Source organism: Halomonas sp. KO116 (genome assembly GCF_000734975.2).
Lineage (GTDB): Bacteria > Pseudomonadota > Gammaproteobacteria > Pseudomonadales > Halomonadaceae > Vreelandella > Vreelandella glaciei.
Genome location: NZ_CP011052.1, coordinates 3,838,126 through 3,855,344 on the forward strand (window position 1 = coordinate 3,838,126; position 17,219 = coordinate 3,855,344).

General features: G+C 55.0%; 18 protein-coding genes. 9 read left to right on the plus strand and 9 right to left on the minus strand.

Annotated features, from left to right (window positions below):
- Positions 1-5: 5 nt before the first annotated feature.
- The 3 genes from KO116_RS17500 to xseA all read left to right on the plus strand — a co-directional run bounded on the left by KO116_RS17500 (position 6) and on the right by xseA (position 3,351).
- Positions 6-1,070 (plus strand): extracellular solute-binding protein, encoded by a 1,065-nt coding sequence (locus KO116_RS17500; RefSeq protein WP_144408610.1) that lies wholly within the window; start codon positions 6-8, stop codon positions 1,068-1,070.
- A 9-nt stretch (positions 1,071-1,079) separates the two neighbouring features.
- Positions 1,080-1,904, plus strand: coding sequence for an ABC transporter permease (locus KO116_RS17505; protein WP_035564369.1), 825 nt, complete (start codon positions 1,080-1,082; stop codon positions 1,902-1,904).
- Positions 1,905-2,010: 106 nt separating this feature from the next.
- The gene (gene xseA / locus KO116_RS17510; protein WP_035564371.1) at positions 2,011-3,351 is read left to right on the plus strand and encodes an exodeoxyribonuclease VII large subunit; all 1,341 of its coding nucleotides are present in this window, start codon (positions 2,011-2,013) and stop codon (positions 3,349-3,351) included.
- Positions 3,352-3,440: 89 nt separating this feature from the next.
- On the opposite strand, the gene KO116_RS17515 is transcribed toward xseA, so the two are convergent.
- Together KO116_RS17515 and KO116_RS17520 are read right to left on the minus strand one after the other, a co-directional pair.
- Positions 3,441-4,007, minus strand: coding sequence for a carboxymuconolactone decarboxylase family protein (locus KO116_RS17515; RefSeq protein ID WP_035564373.1), 567 nt, complete (start codon positions 4,005-4,007; stop codon positions 3,441-3,443).
- Positions 4,008-4,026: 19 nt separating this feature from the next.
- Positions 4,027-5,352 carry an aspartate aminotransferase family protein gene (locus KO116_RS17520; protein WP_035564376.1) on the minus strand — a complete coding sequence of 442 codons (1,326 nt, stop codon included), beginning with the start codon at positions 5,350-5,352 and terminating at the stop codon, positions 4,027-4,029.
- Positions 5,353-5,552: 200 nt separating this feature from the next.
- Between KO116_RS17520 and KO116_RS17525 the strand changes: the two genes are divergently transcribed.
- Positions 5,553-6,452, plus strand: a complete 900-nt coding sequence (locus KO116_RS17525) for a MurR/RpiR family transcriptional regulator (RefSeq protein ID WP_035564378.1) — start codon at positions 5,553-5,555, stop codon at positions 6,450-6,452.
- 126 nt (positions 6,453-6,578) lie between these two features.
- On the opposite strand, the gene KO116_RS25505 is transcribed toward KO116_RS17525, so the two are convergent.
- The 4 genes from KO116_RS25505 to KO116_RS17540 all read right to left on the minus strand — a co-directional run bounded on the left by KO116_RS25505 (position 6,579) and on the right by KO116_RS17540 (position 9,377).
- Positions 6,579-6,725: a hypothetical protein gene (locus KO116_RS25505; protein WP_179916680.1), complete on the minus strand. Its 147-nt coding sequence runs from the start codon at positions 6,723-6,725 to the stop codon at positions 6,579-6,581.
- A gap of 440 nt (positions 6,726-7,165) precedes the next feature.
- Positions 7,166-8,308: a DUF3618 domain-containing protein gene (locus KO116_RS17530; RefSeq protein ID WP_035564379.1), complete on the minus strand. Its 1,143-nt coding sequence runs from the start codon at positions 8,306-8,308 to the stop codon at positions 7,166-7,168.
- Positions 8,305-8,742 carry a phage holin family protein gene (locus KO116_RS17535; RefSeq protein WP_008959026.1) on the minus strand — a complete coding sequence of 146 codons (438 nt, stop codon included), beginning with the start codon at positions 8,740-8,742 and terminating at the stop codon, positions 8,305-8,307. The genes KO116_RS17530 and KO116_RS17535 overlap by 4 nt, the downstream gene beginning before the upstream one ends.
- 23 nt (positions 8,743-8,765) lie before the next feature.
- Complete coding sequence (locus KO116_RS17540; RefSeq protein ID WP_035564381.1) at positions 8,766-9,377, minus strand: hypothetical protein; 612 nt, start codon at positions 9,375-9,377, stop codon at positions 8,766-8,768.
- Between the two features lie 616 nt (positions 9,378-9,993).
- On the opposite strand from KO116_RS17540, the gene KO116_RS17545 reads away from it, so the two are divergent.
- The 4 genes from KO116_RS17545 to KO116_RS25920 all read left to right on the plus strand — a co-directional run bounded on the left by KO116_RS17545 (position 9,994) and on the right by KO116_RS25920 (position 12,551).
- Positions 9,994-10,848 carry an SDR family oxidoreductase gene (locus KO116_RS17545; protein ID WP_035564383.1) on the plus strand — a complete coding sequence of 285 codons (855 nt, stop codon included), beginning with the start codon at positions 9,994-9,996 and terminating at the stop codon, positions 10,846-10,848.
- A 202-nt stretch (positions 10,849-11,050) separates the two neighbouring features.
- The gene (locus KO116_RS17550) at positions 11,051-11,299 is read left to right on the plus strand and encodes a helix-turn-helix transcriptional regulator (protein WP_035564802.1); all 249 of its coding nucleotides are present in this window, start codon (positions 11,051-11,053) and stop codon (positions 11,297-11,299) included.
- Positions 11,292-11,726, plus strand: coding sequence for a HipA N-terminal domain-containing protein (locus KO116_RS25915; protein WP_235272420.1), 435 nt, complete (start codon positions 11,292-11,294; stop codon positions 11,724-11,726). Before KO116_RS17550 ends, KO116_RS25915 begins: the two co-directional genes overlap by 8 nt.
- Before the next feature lie 30 nt (positions 11,727-11,756).
- Entirely contained in the window at positions 11,757-12,551 is a 795-nt protein-coding gene (locus KO116_RS25920; protein ID WP_235272569.1) for a HipA domain-containing protein, read from the plus strand.
- Positions 12,552-12,617: 66 nt separating this feature from the next.
- On the opposite strand, the gene argA is transcribed toward KO116_RS25920, so the two are convergent.
- From argA to KO116_RS17570, 3 genes are all read right to left on the minus strand, one after another.
- The gene (gene argA, locus KO116_RS17560; RefSeq protein ID WP_035564805.1) at positions 12,618-13,934 is read right to left on the minus strand and encodes an amino-acid N-acetyltransferase; all 1,317 of its coding nucleotides are present in this window, start codon (positions 13,932-13,934) and stop codon (positions 12,618-12,620) included.
- 250 nt (positions 13,935-14,184) lie between these two features.
- Positions 14,185-15,450: an inorganic phosphate transporter gene (locus KO116_RS17565; protein ID WP_035564385.1), complete on the minus strand. Its 1,266-nt coding sequence runs from the start codon at positions 15,448-15,450 to the stop codon at positions 14,185-14,187.
- A 10-nt stretch (positions 15,451-15,460) separates the two neighbouring features.
- Positions 15,461-16,141, minus strand: a complete 681-nt coding sequence (locus KO116_RS17570; protein ID WP_035564387.1) for a TIGR00153 family protein — start codon at positions 16,139-16,141, stop codon at positions 15,461-15,463.
- Between the two features lie 137 nt (positions 16,142-16,278).
- Here KO116_RS17570 and KO116_RS17575 point away from each other — a divergent pair, with 137 nt between their 5' ends.
- Positions 16,279-17,193 carry a CYTH domain-containing protein gene (locus KO116_RS17575; RefSeq protein WP_035564389.1) on the plus strand — a complete coding sequence of 305 codons (915 nt, stop codon included), beginning with the start codon at positions 16,279-16,281 and terminating at the stop codon, positions 17,191-17,193.
- Positions 17,194-17,219 lie beyond the last annotated feature (26 nt).

Consider the following 17,219-nt stretch of genomic DNA (forward strand, 5'->3'; position numbering starts at 1 on the left):
CCATCATGCAACGCGCTTTCGCTTATTGCCTACTCTCCGCCCTTAGCCTGCTGCCTTTATCGGCGTATGCGGCCAACACGCTTGACGCTGAGCTCTACGATGGCGAACAGGAACTCTACGAAGCTGCCCAGGAAGAAGGGCTGATTGTATCGTTTGATACCGGCCCGACCTGGGCTAACTGGCAAAGCCAGTTCAATCGTTTCACGGAACGCTACCCGGGTGTTCAAATTGTTTTTAACGACCTGGGCTCGGGTGCCACCGTGGTTGCTTTGGAGCAGGCCCGCAACCGCCCCCAGGCCGATACCGCCTACTACTACGCTTCTTCCGCCATTAATGCGCATGAGAAAGAGCTGTTAAGCCCATTTACCCCCCTCAATTTCGATAGCATTCCAGATGTCTTCAAAGCAGACGCGGGTGAGTGGTTCACGATTCACTCTTTGAACGTGGCCTTTATCGTTAATACCCAGTTAGTTGATGAAGTGCCGCAAAGCTGGGAAGACCTGCTCGATGAGCAGTACCGAAACAGTATCGTCTACCTTGACCCGCGCTCGACCGGGCAAGGCCAAGTCCTCACCCTGGCGGCCAATTATGCGATGGGGGGCGATCTCGATAACTTAACGCCGGGCATCGATTATCTTGCGGAATTGAGCCGCAACGGCAATGTTGCCCGTGTGGTTGGTACCACGCCCTATGCGCAGTTCGTGCGCGGTGAAATTCCTATCTGGATCGGCTATGAAAACGACGGTCTAAAAGCCAGCATTACCGATGGCATGGGCGACAACGCTGCGGTGGTGATCCCCGAAGAGGCTTCAGTGGCAGCGCCGTATGCTATTTCGCTGGTTAAGAACGGCCCAAACCCGAATGCCGGACGCCTATGGCTCAACTATGTGATGTCGGACGAGGGTCAACGTACCTTTGCGGAAGGATTTGTTCGCCCTGTCAACGGCGATATCGAGCTGCCCGACACGCTGGTTGACGCGCCGCAGATTCGCCCGCTGGATGTGCAAAAAGCGTCGAGCATTAGCGCTGACCTCAGCCACCAGTGGACTCAGCACGTCCTTAATCAATAAGGCCACGCCATGCCTCGTCTGCGCTTTTTTACTGTTTTGCCGCTGGTTCTACCCAGCGGCATTATCTATACGCTGTTTTTTATTGTGCCGCTGGCGCTCCTGGTCATCGCAGCACTTGACTCGCCTATCACCACCGGTGCCCGTCTGCTCAGTGAGGGGCTGGTGCTTAAAAGCCTGATGACGAGCGTCGCCTTATCCGCCAGCACCGCGCTGTTGTCGGTCGTCGTCGGCGTTGTGATTGCTGAGTTTCTTTACCACCAGCCAGCGCGCAGGCGCTTTTTCCTGCTTTGGCTGGTCTCGCTCCCGCTGGTGTTCAGCGGCCTGATTGTGGCGTATGGCTTTATCCTGCTATTGGGGCGAGCGGGCTTTATCACGCTGTCCCTGGCATTGATTGGGGTTGACCCCGCGTGGTTTGGCCGCTTTGTGTATACCCCTCAAGGACTGGTATTCGTGTATGCCTACTTCTTGGTACCCCGCGTGGTTCTGGTGATGCTGCCAGTGGTACAAGGGCTCAACCGCCGCCAGTTAGTGATGGCCGAAAGCTTTGGCGCCACTCGTTGGCAGCAGATTCGTGACGTTTACCTACCGCCGTTAATGCCCGCGTTAGTCTCCTCATGGAGCCTATGCGCAGCCGTTGCCTTCGGCGCCTATGGTACCGCTCTGGCGCTTACCGGTTCACAGATCAACCTGCTGCCACTACTGCTTTACAGCAATATTTCCGACGCGGGGTCTGATATGGCGTCCGTAGCTCTTCTCGCGCTGCTGATGATGTGTTGCTGCCTGTTGCTAACCTTTCCAGGTGAGTGGATACGCCGACGTGCTCAGCATCGCTAGCACAGAACTAGGGCGAGGCAGCACACTTGTCCCGCTCTATTCGATGGCAGCTGTTATTTGATGTAGGCTACCTCTACATACAGTGCCTCCCACTCAGACAGCTGCCATGACCCAAACAACCTCCCAAACCCTCACCGTCAGCCAACTCAACCAGCGCGCCAAGCAGACCCTTGAACGCGATGTGGGCGAGGTGTGGGTGGAGGGCGAGCTCTCTAACGTTTCCCGACCTGCCTCTGGGCATGTCTATTTCACGCTGAAAGATGACCGGGCGCAGATCCGTTGCGCGCTGTTTCGTCAGCGGGCGCGGTTTGTTTCGGCGCCGATGCGCGATGGCGATCAGGTCAAGCTGCGCGGGCGGGTGTCGCTGTTCGAGCCGCGGGGCGACTACCAGCTAATTGCCGAGGCTGTGCAGGCGGCGGGCCTGGGAGAACTGCTGGCGGCCTTTGAGCGCTTGAAAGCGCAGTTGGAAGGCGAAGGCGTGTTTGCCAACGCCCGGCCACTGCCCTTCCCGCCCCGCAAGCTGCTGATATTGAGCTCCGCCACCGGGGCGGCCATTCGCGATGTGCTGGCGGTGCTGGAAGCCCGCTGGCCATTGGCGGATGTGACGCTGATTCCGGTGCCGGTACAGGGCGCAGAAGCGGCCCCTGCGATGATATCGGCGCTGGCATTGCTTAACCGTCAGGCGCGATTAGACCCAGAGCGCGATGTGATCTTGATCACTCGCGGCGGCGGTAGCCTGGAAGACCTCTGGGCGTTTAATAACGAGCACTTGGCGCGGGCGATTTTTCACTCCCGGCTACCGGTGATGTCGGCGGTGGGTCACGAGGTGGATGTCACTCTGGCGGATTTCGCCGCGGATATGCGCGCCCCTACCCCCTCGGCAGCCGCCGAACGTCTGGTGCCGGATCAAAACACCCTTAAGCGCCAGCTGGAGCATCAGCACAGCCGTTTGCAGCGGGCCATGCAGGCGCGCCTGGAGCGCGACAGCCAGCGGTTAGATACATTACGCGCCAAGCTGCGCCACCCCGGCGAGCAGCTCAACCGCCAGCGCCAGCACTTAACCGCCCTTGATCAGCGCTTAAATCGTGCCATGCAGCAAACGCTGACTCAGCAGAAAGCCCAGGTAGCGCAGTTGAATAGACGCTTAGCCAGCCAGGATATGACGCGGTTGCATCGTGCGGAAAGCGAGCGGGTAAGCCAACTACATCGGCGCTTGGGTGCGGCTATGCAGCGCCAGCTCGAAAGTCGACAGGCGCGATTAACCAGTGCTGCACGGGAACTCAATGCGGTCAGCCCGCTGGCGGTATTGGGCCGGGGCTATGCGATTGCCCAGGATGAACAGGGGCAAGTCATACGACGCGCGGAAGATACCCAGCCCGGCCAGAAGCTCAAGCTGCGCTTGGGCGAAGGCAGGCTGAATGTCGAGGTAAAGCGGCGCTTTAAGTAGCGCTGCGCTGGTGAATACCAACGCAAGCGGCTGCTCAAGACCGTTACTACGCTAACGTACTACGCAAAGGTACTACGCTAAGTACTACGCTAAGGCGCCGTGATCGAAAACAGCGCTGGGTTTTCCTGCGCCTGCTGTTGAATAGCGTCGTCAATCGGGGTGTCATAGGTCTTGAGTAAATAGCCCAGTACTGAATAAAAGCCGACCATCGCGATGAGATCAATGACGGCTTTCCGGCCTATCGCTTCCGCCAGCGCTGCTTCCTGCGTCTTGCTCAGGCGGTGCTGGTCCAGCAATGCATCTACCGCGTCTATGATCAAACCGTCTACGCCCGTACTCCGTTGTGGCACGCCGCGAATAGCGTTAATACGCGCTTCGGAAAACCCCAACGCCAGCGCTCGGCTCACGTGGTGCGCCCACTCGTAAGCGGACGCTAGACGAAACCCAGCGCGGAGAATCACCACTTCGGTCAGCTCTGGGCCTAGTGCATTCTCCTTCACCACATGCTGACGCAAAGGCGCCCACGCGGTCAGCAGCGCCGGATGATGCGCCATGGTGCGGTAGACGTTAAGAGCGCCAGCAAATCCTTCGCGCAGCTCCGCGATGTCATCGGGCCAGTCAGCGTCAGCAAACGGTAAGCAGGGAGATGGTTTCATCGGAGAATTCCTTAACGGGTCATTCAGCTATCGCGGCGTCAATGGCCTGGGCAATGCGTTCGATCAGTAGATCAATCTCGGCAGGTTCAATGGTATACGGCGGGGCTAATAACACGTGGTCCCCATAGGCACCGTCAATCGTGCCTCCCATTGGGTAGCTGATCAGCCCTCTTGCCATTGCTTGGCGTTTGATCTTGGCGTGAATTTTTCGGGCAGGATCAAAGGGGGTCTTTTGCGCTCGATCGGCAACCAGTTCGATGCCGCGGAACAGCCCCCTTCCCCGAATGTCGCCCACATAGGGGGACTCGCCCAGCGCCGCTTCGAGGCCGCTTTGTAATCGCGCCCCCATGGCGTTCACGTTGGTCAGCGTTGCTGGCCGGGCAATAATCTCCACTACTTTATTGGCGGCGGCGGCAGCGACCGGATGCCCCAAGTACGTATGCCCATGTTGAAAAAGGCCGGAGCCGTTGGCGAAGCTATCAAAAATAGCCGACGACAGCATCACCGCCCCAATCGGCTGATAGCCGCCGCCCAGGCCTTTAGCGATGGTGATAATGTCGGGCGTTATGCCTTCCTGCTCGCAGGCGAACATCGTTCCTGTCCGCCCCATGCCGCACATCACTTCGTCGAGAATCAGCAACACGCCATACTGGTCACAAATCTTGCGGATACGTTTGAAGTAATCCGCCTCCGCGGCCACTGCGCCCAAGGTGGCGCCGACCACCGGTTCGGCCACAAACGCCATCACGCTTTCAGGACCCAGTTCACGTATTTTGGCGTCAAGTTCGTCTGCCAACCGAGCGGCATACGCCTCTGGCGTCTCGTCGTTGCCCTTATCACGGTAGGCGTAGCAGGGCGAGACGTGGTGGGTCTCGGGTAGCAGGGGCTGAAACTGCTGGCGCCGCATGGCATTGCCCCCCGTGGCTAATGCACCAATCGTGTTGCCGTGATAGCTCTGGCGCCTGGCAATAATGTGGCGCCGCTGGGGCTCCCCCACTTCCACGTAATACTGGCGCGCCATTTTTAAAGCCGCTTCAACGGCCTCCGACCCACCCGATACCAGATAGACATGGTTTAGCGGCTCAGGCGCCAAATCCACTAGCTTCTCAGCGAGTTCTTCGGCGGCGTCCGTGGTGAAAAAGCCCGTGTGCGCGTAGCAGAGGTTGTCGATTTGATCGCGCATGGCCGCAAGCACTTCCGGGTGGGCGTGCCCCACGCTGGTCACAGCGGCACCTCCCGACCCGTCTAGATACTGGCGCCCCTCAGTATCGGTGATATAAACGCCCCGCGCAGAGGCAGCGCGCGGCAGCGCCTGCCCAATACTGCGATGAAGAAGTCGCGTCATGGAAGCTTCCCTTTAAAATACCTAGAACCCGATCATCTCGACATACGACGATCTTTATATACGGCTATATCGGCATAAGAGTGGCACGACCTCACGAGACAATGCAACAATCAAATCATATTATTTTATATTAAAACAAATGAATCATTGTTACGATTCAACTTACCCCATGCCCACGCCGTGCTAAGAGGCAAAGCAATATGTCAAAAAGCGACCCGCTTAGAGATCAGATCATTGCGCAGTTCGATACGCTGTCTGCCCAGCTTCAACAGGCAGCGCGCTACTTACTTGAGCACCCGGAAGAGGTGGCGTTAGTGTCGATGCGTGAATTAGCGCGCCATGCGGCGGTACAGCCGGCCACCATGACACGGCTGGCCAAGGTATTGGGGTTTCAAGGCTACAATGATATCCGTACCTACTACGCAGAAACATTGCGCCGAAAAAGCGACGGTTTCGCTGCCAAGGTGCGCCAACACCCCACAGCAGCCGCTGGTACGACGGAAAGCGATATTGCCCATCAGATGCTGCACGGGTTAAGCGTACAACTAACAACACTTTGTGCACCGGAGACCCTGAAACGCATAACCGCCATGGCCGATAGGTTAGCGGCGGCGAACAAAGTGTATGTCCTCGGCTTACGCTCCAGCCATGTGGTGGCCTGGCATTTTCATTATGTTATGTCGCTGCTCGGCGAGCGCTCTGTCCACCTTGATGGCCCAGCGGGCACCGGGGGCGACGCGCTAATGCGCGCCAAATCTGATGAGGTGGTGCTTATCGTATCCATCAAACCTTATACCGTGGATTCACTAGCGCTGGCGCAATTGGCAAAAGATAAGGGCTTGGCGATTCTGTCGATCACCGACAGCGAAGTATCACCGCTGGCAGGCATTTCCGAGCAGACGATTTACTGCCCTACGGAGAGCTATAGCTTCTTTCATACCCTGACCCCCGCCTTAGCCATTTCGGAAGTTCTCTGCACGCTACTTGCCGAACGCGACCGCCCTACCGCACTAGACGCCTTGCAGCACGCGGATGACCACCACTTACAGCTTAAAACTTACTCGAATACGCTACCCCGGCGCTCACCTCAAGGGGAGTGATCAATAGGCGAATGCCGACGTTATCTGGCTAGGAAGGTAGGCTAAGGGGAAAAGTAAAAAGGCGCTACAAGCAGTAGCGCCTCTGGCCCAGGCAACAAGTGTTATTCGCCGTGCCTGGTGCAGTCGTTAGTGACCTTTTTTCTGGTCATCCTTTGATTTCTGGCTGTCGGAATCGGTATTAACGTGATGGGTATCCGGCATTGGATTGGCATCATCGTGGTGATCGTCGCGGTCTTTAGGCGCTTTTTTATCGTGCTCGGAGGCTTGAGTCATCGCTTTTTTCCTTACGGTGAGGGTCTGGGTTTCCTTATTGCCCTGGCTATCTCAGCCAACCGGGCTCCTTGAATAGCGTGATAAACGCAAAAATGAAGGCTGATAATTTCGCCTCCTATCCAAGCTGCTTTTACTGTAGCGGTTATTGACTAACTTGCAATGCAGCAGCGCGGCGTCTAATCAATCATCATTTTAAAAATAGCCATTTAAAAACAAATAGTTGGCTATTTAACAACGCTTTCAGAGGACCATATTGGTAATCCCAATAACACTTATGGTTTGCCGCTATCGATTAGCGTTGTTAGCGGCTTTTTATGCCAAATGTGCTTGCCAAACTGTCTTTGCTAAACCGTTCTTACTAAACCGTCCTTACTAAAGAACAGTGGCCGCATTAAGCGGCCACTGGTTTCACTCATTTTTTATCAGCCACATCAGCAATGTTAGGGCGTGTGGTTAGTCCCCGACCCTTGGGTGTTGCCGGAGGGTGTGCTCGACCCCGCCAAGCCCTGGCTATGTTTCTGGTGGTCATGCTTTTGGTGCTCATGTTTCTGGCCATAGCTCTCAGGTGCAGAGCGCTCAGTTGTGGGCGTTGGGGTGGGTGAGCCTGCAACTCCCGCCTCCTGATGCTGCGGGGCATTTACATTCGCATCGTTAGCGCGATGGGAATCACCTTTAGCAGAAGCAGATTCGGCTTTTTCATGGGCGGATTCCGCTTTTTCATGAACAGTATGCTGAGCCTTATCCGCTTGCGCTTGCCCGGTTTCGGCGGCCTTATGCATAACGCGGTCGCGATACTCACCCATGTACTCATCCTCTTTCTTGGTGGCGGGGAAAATACCGCCTAAGGCGGCACCCAGCGCAAATCCGAGTGCGCCGACCACTAGCGGATGGTCCTGGATAAAATCGGAGGCTTGGCTCGCGGACTGGTGAGCACGATGCTCCATATCGTGCATGCGATCGTGAGCACTGTGCTGAAGATGGGATGAAGAATTGCGCATATTATCCCCCATTTGGTGAGCCTTACTGCCCCATTGCTGTGCGGTGTGCTTGGCTTTTTCGCCTAAGTGTTGGGCTTTGCCTTTGGCACCGTCTTTCATGCTGTTGTCACCTTCTTTCGCCCGGCTCATACGGCCTTGACCATCGCTATCGCTTTCTGAACCACCGCTGTAGGTGGGGGTTCCAGCGTTGGGATGCGTGCCTTCATGCACGGGTATACCTGGCGCGCCATGGGAGCCGCTAGTGCCCGATGAAGACTGCCCGCCGGTGTAAAAGCGCTGGTCGATATCAGACGCGTACTGCTGCTTGTGGTGTGGCTCATTTGGGTGACGCTGGGCCAGCATTAACCAGCCAAGACCGGCAGTGGTGACCAGAAACGGCAGCGGGTTCTGCTTAATGGTGGTGCCTAAATTAGACACGAATTCGTTAGCGCCTCCATGGCGAATATACTCATAGGAGGTATTCAACAGCTGCTGAGGAGAGAAGCGCTCTTCGATTTCATGCAGGGTAGAATCAAGGCGCTCGCGCGATTGATTGATATCCTTTTCAATCTCTTCGGGACTGCGCTGATGATCATGATCCGTCATTTCAACTCCTCCTTGACGTTGTGCTGATGCTGTTTCGCCGTTGTTTTGTCGCTTTGCAAACTATGCATCGTACGGCTGGGCATCAAATTACGCGCCTGCAGTTTCTTCTGGCCCGCTTTAAGCATCATCACACCGATAACCGACACAACGACGCCGACAATCAACGCAGAGAGCCACGGTGTGGTCTCGGGCGGAAGCACCTCATTAAGCAGAAAGACTAACGCTGCCAACAGGGTTAAAAAGCCGCCCATCAGTACCGCACCGGCCATCGCAATCGAAGCAATGGCGCCCATTGCTTGATGGGTTTTCTCGGTCATCTCGGTCTTGGCGAGCGCGGCTTCGTTGCGCACCAGCGAGCTAATTTCCTGCATCACCGTCGACAGTAGCGTACCGACCGATGAACTTTGCGACGTGGGTTTGTTATCCGAATCCATTCTATGCCTCCCTGGCCCTTACGTTAGGGCATTCCATTTTCTCGACCCGATGAACCTAGTGCTCCATTACCGGCAACGGAGCTGCCTGAAAGACTTGATGATTGGCTAACTGGTGACGCCTGCCCGGCAGGTACGTTTTCCTGCATCGGAAGACCCGTTGCGCGCTCGTCGGTGGTATTTGAATAACGTGAGTGCGAATCGTCACTATGCGAGTGCTGGCCAGAACTACGCAGAAAGCGGGAAGCCAAGAAACCAGCGGCAATAACACCACCTATAAACAGCGCGGGTTCGCGGCGGCTAAAACTCTTCGCTTCATTGCAGACGGTGTGTAAATCTTTATCCCGCAAACTATGCGAAAAGCGCTCAGTGGTGTCAGCAAACTTTCGTGCTTGTTTAGAAAAATAAGGCTGCTGCTGATTATCAAACTCGTCGGCCATCTTTTGTAGAACGCCGGTTAGCTTGTGGGACTGATCTGCAGCAGTATCGCGCTGTTGATTAAAATAGCTTTCAGCTTGATGATGGGCCGCATCACTCACCTCATGTGCGGTATCGCGTCCTTGCTGTTTGAGCGACTCCGTTGAGTGGCTTGTCTGGTTGGGTGCGCCTGGATTGGGCTGCTTTCCTTGATCGGTCATCTGTCACTTCCTCCTTGTCGTCTCACTTGTCAGCATCCGTGGTGAAACACAATCAGCGTCACTGCGAATCTATCGAGTGCACCTCATTAACGCTACGACGGTTAATACCTAATACGTTAATAAAATTATGCACTTAGAGAAAATAAGCACCTATCCTAGTGAACTTATCCTCATCCTCCTTAATAGATTGATTACCCTCAAAACATAGTGCTTGATATAGCGCTTATAAAAGTTAGTGCTTTTAAAGCCTAGCTCTTTTAAAATCGAGCACCTCTAAACCGAGCACCTTTAAAACATAGCGCTCTTTCTATTATTGTCAATTTATGCGCGCCGCCATTTAAAAACCCAACCATTTACTTAACATAGGTTATTTATTTATCAGAATTGGCTTATTACCTTAACGCTTGTTATCGAAACTCAGCTAAATCCCTGAAATCAATAAAAGACCATTAATTAGCGTGGCTTGCTTGTTTCTACGCCTTTGGTCTACGTTAAATGTTGGTGAGTATTCGAGGAGTGAATATTCGCTGTTTTCCTTAGGTGTTAACCATCAGTCATAAGTAGTAACCATCCGTTTGAACGACACACATCCGTGCTAACAATGGAGTGACCGCACATGAGTGATCATAAGCAACCTCCCCAGCATCAAGATAAGCAGCCGGGCGATGAGTACGCGATGCACCCGGAGCCGGAGTACATTCGCGAAAGCTACCGCGGCACTGACAAGCTGTTAGACAAAGTCGCGATTATTACCGGCGGCGACAGCGGCATTGGTCGTGCCGTGGCCGTTCACTATGCCCGCGAGGGCGCGGACTGCACGATTGCCTATTTAGACGAAGATAAAGATGCCGAAGAGACCAAACGGTTAGTCGAAGCCGAAGGCCGCCGTTGCTTGGTATTAAAAGGCGATGTCGCTGAACCAGAATTTTGCCGCGATATTGTTAAGCGCACGCTCGATCACTTCGGCAAGATTAATATTGTGATCAATAATGCCGCTGAGCAGTACGATTGGGGCGATATTACCGAGATCCCCGATGATCAGCTGCTGCGTACGTTTCAGACCAACATTTTCAGCCATTTCTATCTCACTAAATCTGCCCTGCCGCATCTCGACAAGGGCGATACGATCATCTGCACGTCCTCTATCAATGCCTTTAAGGGCAACGATACGCTGATTGATTACACCGCTACCAAAGGCGCTATTCAGGGGTTGGTGCGCTCGCTGGCGATGTCGCTAATGGATCGCGGCATTCGTGTTAATACCGTGGCACCGGGGCCGGTGTGGACACCGCTGATTCCAGCAAGCTTTGACGAGGAGAAGGTCGCGTCCTTTGGCGGCCAAGTGCCGATGAAACGCGCCGGGCAGCCCAGTGAAATGGGGCCTGCGTATGTTTATCTGGCAAGCGAGGAGTCGTCCTACATGAGCGGCCAGACCATGCACTTGAATGGTGGCGTGATTCTTAACACGTAAGTGCTTACCTCAGAGCCAATCTACCAAGGGCGGCTTCGTCGCCCTTACAGACGTATCTTAGCCCCTCAAACTTCCCGTTCGGGAATATTTTCTTCTTCAGCACTACTCCCAAGGCTAAAAATTACCGGACGGGAATAATTATTGGGTTTTGTCCCCAGGCATGGTCTATGATTACCGTACGGTAATTTATTGGACTATTGCTATGACCGCGCCTGTAGAAAATGCTAAACGTATACGCAGCAGTGAAGAGTTAGGCAAGCTGGTTCAACAAGCTCGGCGCGAGCAGTCATTGCTGCAAAGTGATATCGCCGGGCTTGCGGGTACCGGCAACCGCTTTATTGTCGATCTTGAGCGCGGAAAACCCACATTACAACTGCAAAAAGTGCTCGATGTGCTAGATCTAATGGGGTTGGAGGTAGTTATACGTCGTAAGGGTAGTCACCATGACTGACCATAGCGAAGCGCTCGACCTGTTCTGGGGGAAGCTGCATATAGGGCGTTTGCATAATACCCGGCCGCTGCGGTTTGAATATACCCATGAGTGGCTAACTAATAGCCAAGCGAATAGCCTCTCCCCCCGATTACCGCTGACTCAACAGCAACATAGCGGTGATAGTGTGTTGGCGTACTTCGAGAATTTACTGCCTGAGGGTGAGCTACGCCGCTATATTGAGCTACGCCATCACACCACCACTATTTTTGGTCTTTTAAGGTCGATTGGGGGCGATACAGCAAGTGGCTACACCCTGCTCCCGCAAGGTGAAATACCCCAGCCCGCTAGCTATCGCGAAACTCACTGGAAAGCGATCAACGACTTTCTGCATAACGAAAGCCAGGGGGAATTAACGGGACAGCTTGCACCTCAAGCGCGAATTTAATTAGCGGGCGCCCAAAATAAATTGCTGTTAATGATACTCGCCGATGGCAGCCCGGCGCTTCCTGAAGGAGCCGCTCCTTCAAGTCATATTTTGAAACCTGATATTCGTGGTTTGAAAGGGGTTTGGTGCTCGGCACTTAATGAAACGTTCTGCATGCAGTTAGCGTCCACGCTAGAGCTCGGGGTGGCCGAAGCCACTTTCCAACCTGAAACACGCGCTTGTTTGGTCAAGCGCTATGACCGTTTTTACGATAGCCATGGCAACTTACAGCGTTATCACCAGTTAGACGTTTGCCAATTAGCAGGTACGCCTTCCACTCTTAAGTACGAAAGCGATGGTGGGCCCAGCCTCATTGAGTGTCGGCAGTTACTTCAGGCGGCGGGTGTTCCCGCAAAAGACCTGCTGCGTTTCGTTCAGTGGTTTTTCTTCAATCTGTTTATTGGTAACAACGATAGCCATGCTAAAAATCTTTCTATACTTCAGACGCCACAGGGCATTCAATTAGCGCCTTTTTATGACTTAATGTGCACAACGCTCTATAGCGGTCTCTCAAATCGCTTTGCATTCCAGATGGCAGGCATTGATAAGCCGGGTAGCATTGAACGCCAGCATCTGGCGTCTCTCGCCCAGACGTTGGGATTTAAACCTGCTTACTTCATGCATATAGGAGCGCGTATCGCCGATGAAATGATCAGCGTTTTGCCTTCTGTCGTAAGAGCACTGCAGGAGGTCGCGATGCCAGGGACTGAGCATGTTTTGTTGGAGCGCCTGTCTCAGCGCATTAAGCAAAACTGCCAAAAAATGACCAAACGCTGGATGACTTAAGCACTCGGGCACTCCAACCACTCATAATCTACTGCTCATCTTCTACTACTTAATATTCACCGCGTCCTACCCCGTCAACGTTTTCACCAATACCTTCGATTTACGGGCGTGGTTATAGGTTTCGCGTTTCAGCGGGGGCAGGTCTTCCAGGCTGGCCGCTCGGAAGCCGCGCTCTACAAACCAGTGGGCGGTGTGGGTGGTCAGCACGAACATTTCGTTTAAGCCGCGCTGGCGGGCACGGCGCTCCATGGCTTCCACCAAGCGCTCGCCGCGCTCGCCGCCACGGTAGCTGTCGTGCACGGCTACGCAGGCGAGTTCGGCAATACTGGTATCGGGGAAGACATGCAGCGCGGCGCAGCCGATCACCATGCCGTCGCGCTCGATCACCATGTAATCGTCGATTTCGTGCTCCAGGCGCTCCCGGGAGCGTGCAACCAGCATGCCCCGCCGCTCTAGCGGTTCCAGCAGTTCCAGCAGGCCCGCCACATCGTTCAGCGTTGCGGGGCGCAGCTGTTCGTAGCGGTGCTGGGTAATCATGGTACCCACGCCATCACGGGTGAACAGCTCACCCAGTAAGGCGTCATGGTTGTGCCAGGAGAGCAGGTGCGTGCGTGCCACGCCTTCCCGGGCGGCGGTGCAGGCGGCCTGTAAATGGCGGGCTAACTCACTGCCTGGAACGGCATTGGTTAAACGCGGCTCGGCTTCCGCTGGCGAGAGTTGGCGCAGCAGCGCGCCGTGCTCATCTTCCAGCCCTTCCGACTCACCGAGCAGAATCAGCTTGTCGGCTTTCAGCGCCACGGCGGCGTGCTGGGCGACTTCAGAGGCGTCCAGATCGAACACTTCGCCGGTACTGGAGAAGCCCAGCGGCGGCAGCAGCACCAGCGAGCCTTTTTCCAATAAGCCTTGAATCGCGCTGGCCCGCACCCGGCGTACTTCACCGCTGTGGTCGAAGTCGATGCCTTCACGCACGCCAAGCGGCTTGGCGGTGACCAGGTTGCCAGAGATGACGCTCAGCTCTACACCGTGTAGCGGCGTGCTGGGTAGGCCTAATGAAAGCCGCGCTTCCAACCATAGCCGCTGATGGGCGGCGACCTGCTCTACGTGGGCCATGACGGCGCGATCCGCTACCCAGCGACCGTCGATACGCGTGGGCTCAACGCCCGCAGCGGTGAGCGATTCATGCACCTGAGGGCGAATGCCAAACACCACGACCAAGCGCACGCCCAGCGTATGCAGCAGCGCCAAATCTTGAATCAGCTGCTCCCCTCGGCCAGACGCCATCGCTTCGCCCTCAATTAAGATGACAAAGGTTCGCCCCCGGTGAGCATTAATATAGGGGGAGGCGTTACGAAACCAATCAACAAAGGGGAAGCGCGTATCCAAGGGCCGCTCTCCGGCAGCAGGTGAAAGAAACATCAGACGTTTACCACATCCAACTGGGTTACTTTACCAGAGCGCAAAAAACAGCGGCACCTTCTAATGCAAATCTGCTCAATCTAATGCAGATAAACATGAAGATGCCGCTGTGATGTTCCCGCTCAGGTACTCCCGTTCAGGTACTTTTTAAAGACTTACGAGCTGTGGCGTACTGCGTTTTATAGGCACTGCTGATTAGCTATTAGCCAACGAGTGGTTAGCCGAACATGCCTTTGAACATAAAGAAGAACAAAATCGCAAGACCAGCACCGGCGGGTAGCGTGATCAGCCACGACATGGCAATCGTGCCGATAACCCGCAGGTTCAACGCCGCCATACCGCGCGCTAGCCCCACCCCAAGAATCGCCCCTACCAGTGTGTGGGTAGTGGAAATTGGCAGGCCCGTGCCAGAAGCCAGTACTACTGTGGTGGCCGCCGCCAGCGTGGCAGCAAAACCACGGCTGGGGGTAAGCTCGGTAATACCGGTACCTACAGTCGCGATGACTTTATGGCCGTAGGTGACCAGACCCACGACAATACCGCCGCCGCCAAGTACCAGTACCCACCAAGGCACCAGCGCAGAACCACCAATTTCGCCGCCGGTTTGTACTACGCTGATCACCGCTGCCAGCGGGCCAACCGCATTCGCCACATCGTTTGAACCATGTGCAAAGGCCATGGCACAGGCGGTGAAGATCATCAACACGCCGAACACGCGCTCTACGTTGGCATAGCCGAAGTGATCATTTGCGTTGTGCTCGAACTTGATACGCCGCTGCATAATCAAGCCGATGCCCATAATCACCAACCCCAGCAAGATTGACAGCAGCAGGCTCTGATTAAAGGTTAAGTCCAGCCCCACATGGGACAACCCTTTCGTCAGCGTAACCATCGAAACGATAAAGCCCACCAGAAACACATAGCCCGGCACGTAGCGTTTAGCAGCCGTGAACGGGTTGGCATCTTCAAAAATCAGGTGGTGAACCGATTTAAACAGCAAAAAGCCAATAGTGCCCGCCAGTAAGGGAGAAACCACCCAGCTCGCAGCAATCGTGCCTACGGCGCCCCAATCCACTGTGGAGGGGCCTAACCCTGCGACAGCAAAGCCCACAATCGCGCCGACAATCGAGTGCGTCGTGGAAACCGGCCAACCTTTCATAGACGCGGCAAGCAGCCATGTTCCCGCCGCCAGCAGTGCCGCCAGCATGCCGTATACCAACAGCTGCGGATCATCTTGCAGTAGTTGGGGGTCGATAATACCTTTACGAATCGTATTGGTAACCTCGCCACCGGCTAACCAGGCGCCGAGAAATTCAAAAACAACAGCGATCAAGATCGCTTGTTTGATGGTGATCGCTTTCGACCCCACCGAGGTTCCCATCGCATTGGCGACATCATTCGCACCAACGCCCCAGGCCATAAAGAAGCCAAACAAACAGGCCAGGATAATGAAGATTTCACCGTACTGGGCAATAATCAGCATGAAGATCCCCTTAGCGGGCGGTCAGTATCTGCAGACGGCTACCCACACGCTCAGCGCGATCAGATAGTTCGCCAACCCATTCAATGATTTTGTAGAGGAAGATCACGTCCACAGGCGGTAACTGGCTCTCAAGCGAGAACAGTTGGCGACGGATCGTCACTTGTTGATCGTCGGCTTGGTGCTCAAGGGTGTGCAGTTCACGGATCATGTTCTGCATGACGTCGGAGACGTTTTTTCCAAAGCCGGACTCAAGCAGATCCTTGAGTTCTTCCAGTGCCTGGCGGGCTTGGGCAACACAAGCAACACTGGTACGGATGTAATCGCGCATTGCATCGGCCAGTTCATCCGGCACGCGCATTTTACGCCCTAACATAATGCCGGTAATGTCACGCACCTTGTTGGCGATCTTGTCCTGCACGCTGATCAAATCAAGCAGATCGGAGCGCGACACCGGAAGAAACATGGTGTTGGGCAGGTTCAACCGCAGCTCTGTTTTCAGCGTATCGGCGTCATGCTCTAAGCGGGTGACGTTTTCGCGCAGTTCAGCCGCTTTGTCCCAGTCATCAGCCAGCGTTGCTTCAAAAAACGGCAACAGCTGATCGGCACATTCATTGGCCTTGACGATATGGGCCAATAACGGCTGGAATGGCGAGCGGCCAAACATCGAAGAAAAAGGATTGGAGGTAACCATAATGCCTTTTAGCCTGTTTTCGGGAAGCCTGGAAATGGCGGCGCCAGTATAAAGAGTGCGCCCGCCGCCGTCATGAAAAGTTCATAAATGTAATCAAATATTCATTTAAATGTCACGATAACGAGGTGGCGAGCGTCATGAAAAACCTAAACCCCATGGAAGTGGAACTTAAACTGGCCCTTGCCCCTGCAGGGCCTGCGGCGCTTACGCAACACCCGCATCTCGCCTCATACCCTGCGCGTAAACAGTCGCTGACTAACACCTACTTTGATACCCCCCATGGCGATCTGGCCAAAGCACGTATTGCGCTGCGCTTGCGTCAGGTAGACGGCCAAGTGCTACAAACGGTGAAAACCGCAGGCCAGGGCGGCGGTGGGCTCTCGCAACGAGAAGAGTGGGAGTGGCAGGTTTCAGGGCCAGAGCTGGACCTCGAATCCATCGCCAAGCTCCCCCCTTTTCAAGGGGAGCTAAGCGGTGTGCTAGACGCCCTCGCCCCCCAACTCAGCACCGATTTCACGCGGCGCAGCTGGCAGCTAACCGATGGCTTAGTAACCCCAGGTTCAACCAACCAGCGCAGTCATATTGAGCTGGTACTGGATGAAGGTGAAATTATCAGCGGTGGCTACCGCACACCCATCCGCGAGGTAGAACTGGAATTAAAGGACGGCGACCCGGAAGCACTGTGGACATTGGCACTGACACTTTCAGAACAGGTACCGCTGCGCCCTTCAGATAGCAGCAAAGCATCTCGGGGCAATGCACTTAGTAACCAGCACTGGCCACTTCCCGAAGCGCACTCCCCGGCTGAGTGGCTACACCGCGCAACGCTGGCGCTGGATGCCTACCACGACAGCCAGCAGGCAAGCTTTCTAAGCGATGCCCAACAGGCGTTAGCCACTCTCGCTGACCACCCCGCGCTGGATGCCGATGCCCGCGTGTACGCTCAGGCGTTACCCGGCGGCTTAGATGCCCATGGACAGCCCAGCACGGCTTACGGTAACGCTGCGTTGGCACTGGCCCATCGCTTGGCGTACCAAACCGAGCTACGCTAACGGCTTAATGCCATTTCAGGACTGTT

Coding starts and splice junctions, on each gene's coding strand:
- KO116_RS17565 (WP_035564385.1), bottom strand. CDS start 15,450: ATGCTGATTATTGCCCAGTACGGTGAAATCTTCATTATCCTGGCCTGT.
- KO116_RS25505 (WP_179916680.1), bottom strand. CDS start 6,725: ATGACTCAAGCCTCCGAGCACGATAAAAAAGCGCCTAAAGACCGCGAC.
- KO116_RS17535 (WP_008959026.1), bottom strand. CDS start 8,742: ATGGATTCGGATAACAAACCCACGTCGCAAAGTTCATCGGTCGGTACG.
- KO116_RS17505 (WP_035564369.1), top strand. CDS start 1,080: ATGCCTCGTCTGCGCTTTTTTACTGTTTTGCCGCTGGTTCTACCCAGC.
- KO116_RS17550 (WP_035564802.1), top strand. CDS start 11,051: ATGACCGCGCCTGTAGAAAATGCTAAACGTATACGCAGCAGTGAAGAG.
- KO116_RS17540 (WP_035564381.1), bottom strand. CDS start 9,377: ATGACCGATCAAGGAAAGCAGCCCAATCCAGGCGCACCCAACCAGACA.
- KO116_RS17515 (WP_035564373.1), bottom strand. CDS start 4,007: ATGAAACCATCTCCCTGCTTACCGTTTGCTGACGCTGACTGGCCCGAT.
- KO116_RS17500 (WP_144408610.1), top strand. CDS start 6: ATGCAACGCGCTTTCGCTTATTGCCTACTCTCCGCCCTTAGCCTGCTG.
- KO116_RS17520 (WP_035564376.1), bottom strand. CDS start 5,352: ATGACGCGACTTCTTCATCGCAGTATTGGGCAGGCGCTGCCGCGCGCT.
- xseA (WP_035564371.1), top strand. CDS start 2,011: ATGACCCAAACAACCTCCCAAACCCTCACCGTCAGCCAACTCAACCAG.
- KO116_RS17575 (WP_035564389.1), top strand. CDS start 16,279: ATGAAAAACCTAAACCCCATGGAAGTGGAACTTAAACTGGCCCTTGCC.
- KO116_RS17545 (WP_035564383.1), top strand. CDS start 9,994: ATGAGTGATCATAAGCAACCTCCCCAGCATCAAGATAAGCAGCCGGGC.
- KO116_RS25920 (WP_235272569.1), top strand. CDS start 11,757: ATGATACTCGCCGATGGCAGCCCGGCGCTTCCTGAAGGAGCCGCTCCT.
- KO116_RS25915 (WP_235272420.1), top strand. CDS start 11,292: ATGACTGACCATAGCGAAGCGCTCGACCTGTTCTGGGGGAAGCTGCAT.
- KO116_RS17530 (WP_035564379.1), bottom strand. CDS start 8,308: ATGACGGATCATGATCATCAGCGCAGTCCCGAAGAGATTGAAAAGGAT.
- KO116_RS17570 (WP_035564387.1), bottom strand. CDS start 16,141: ATGGTTACCTCCAATCCTTTTTCTTCGATGTTTGGCCGCTCGCCATTC.
- KO116_RS17525 (WP_035564378.1), top strand. CDS start 5,553: ATGTCAAAAAGCGACCCGCTTAGAGATCAGATCATTGCGCAGTTCGAT.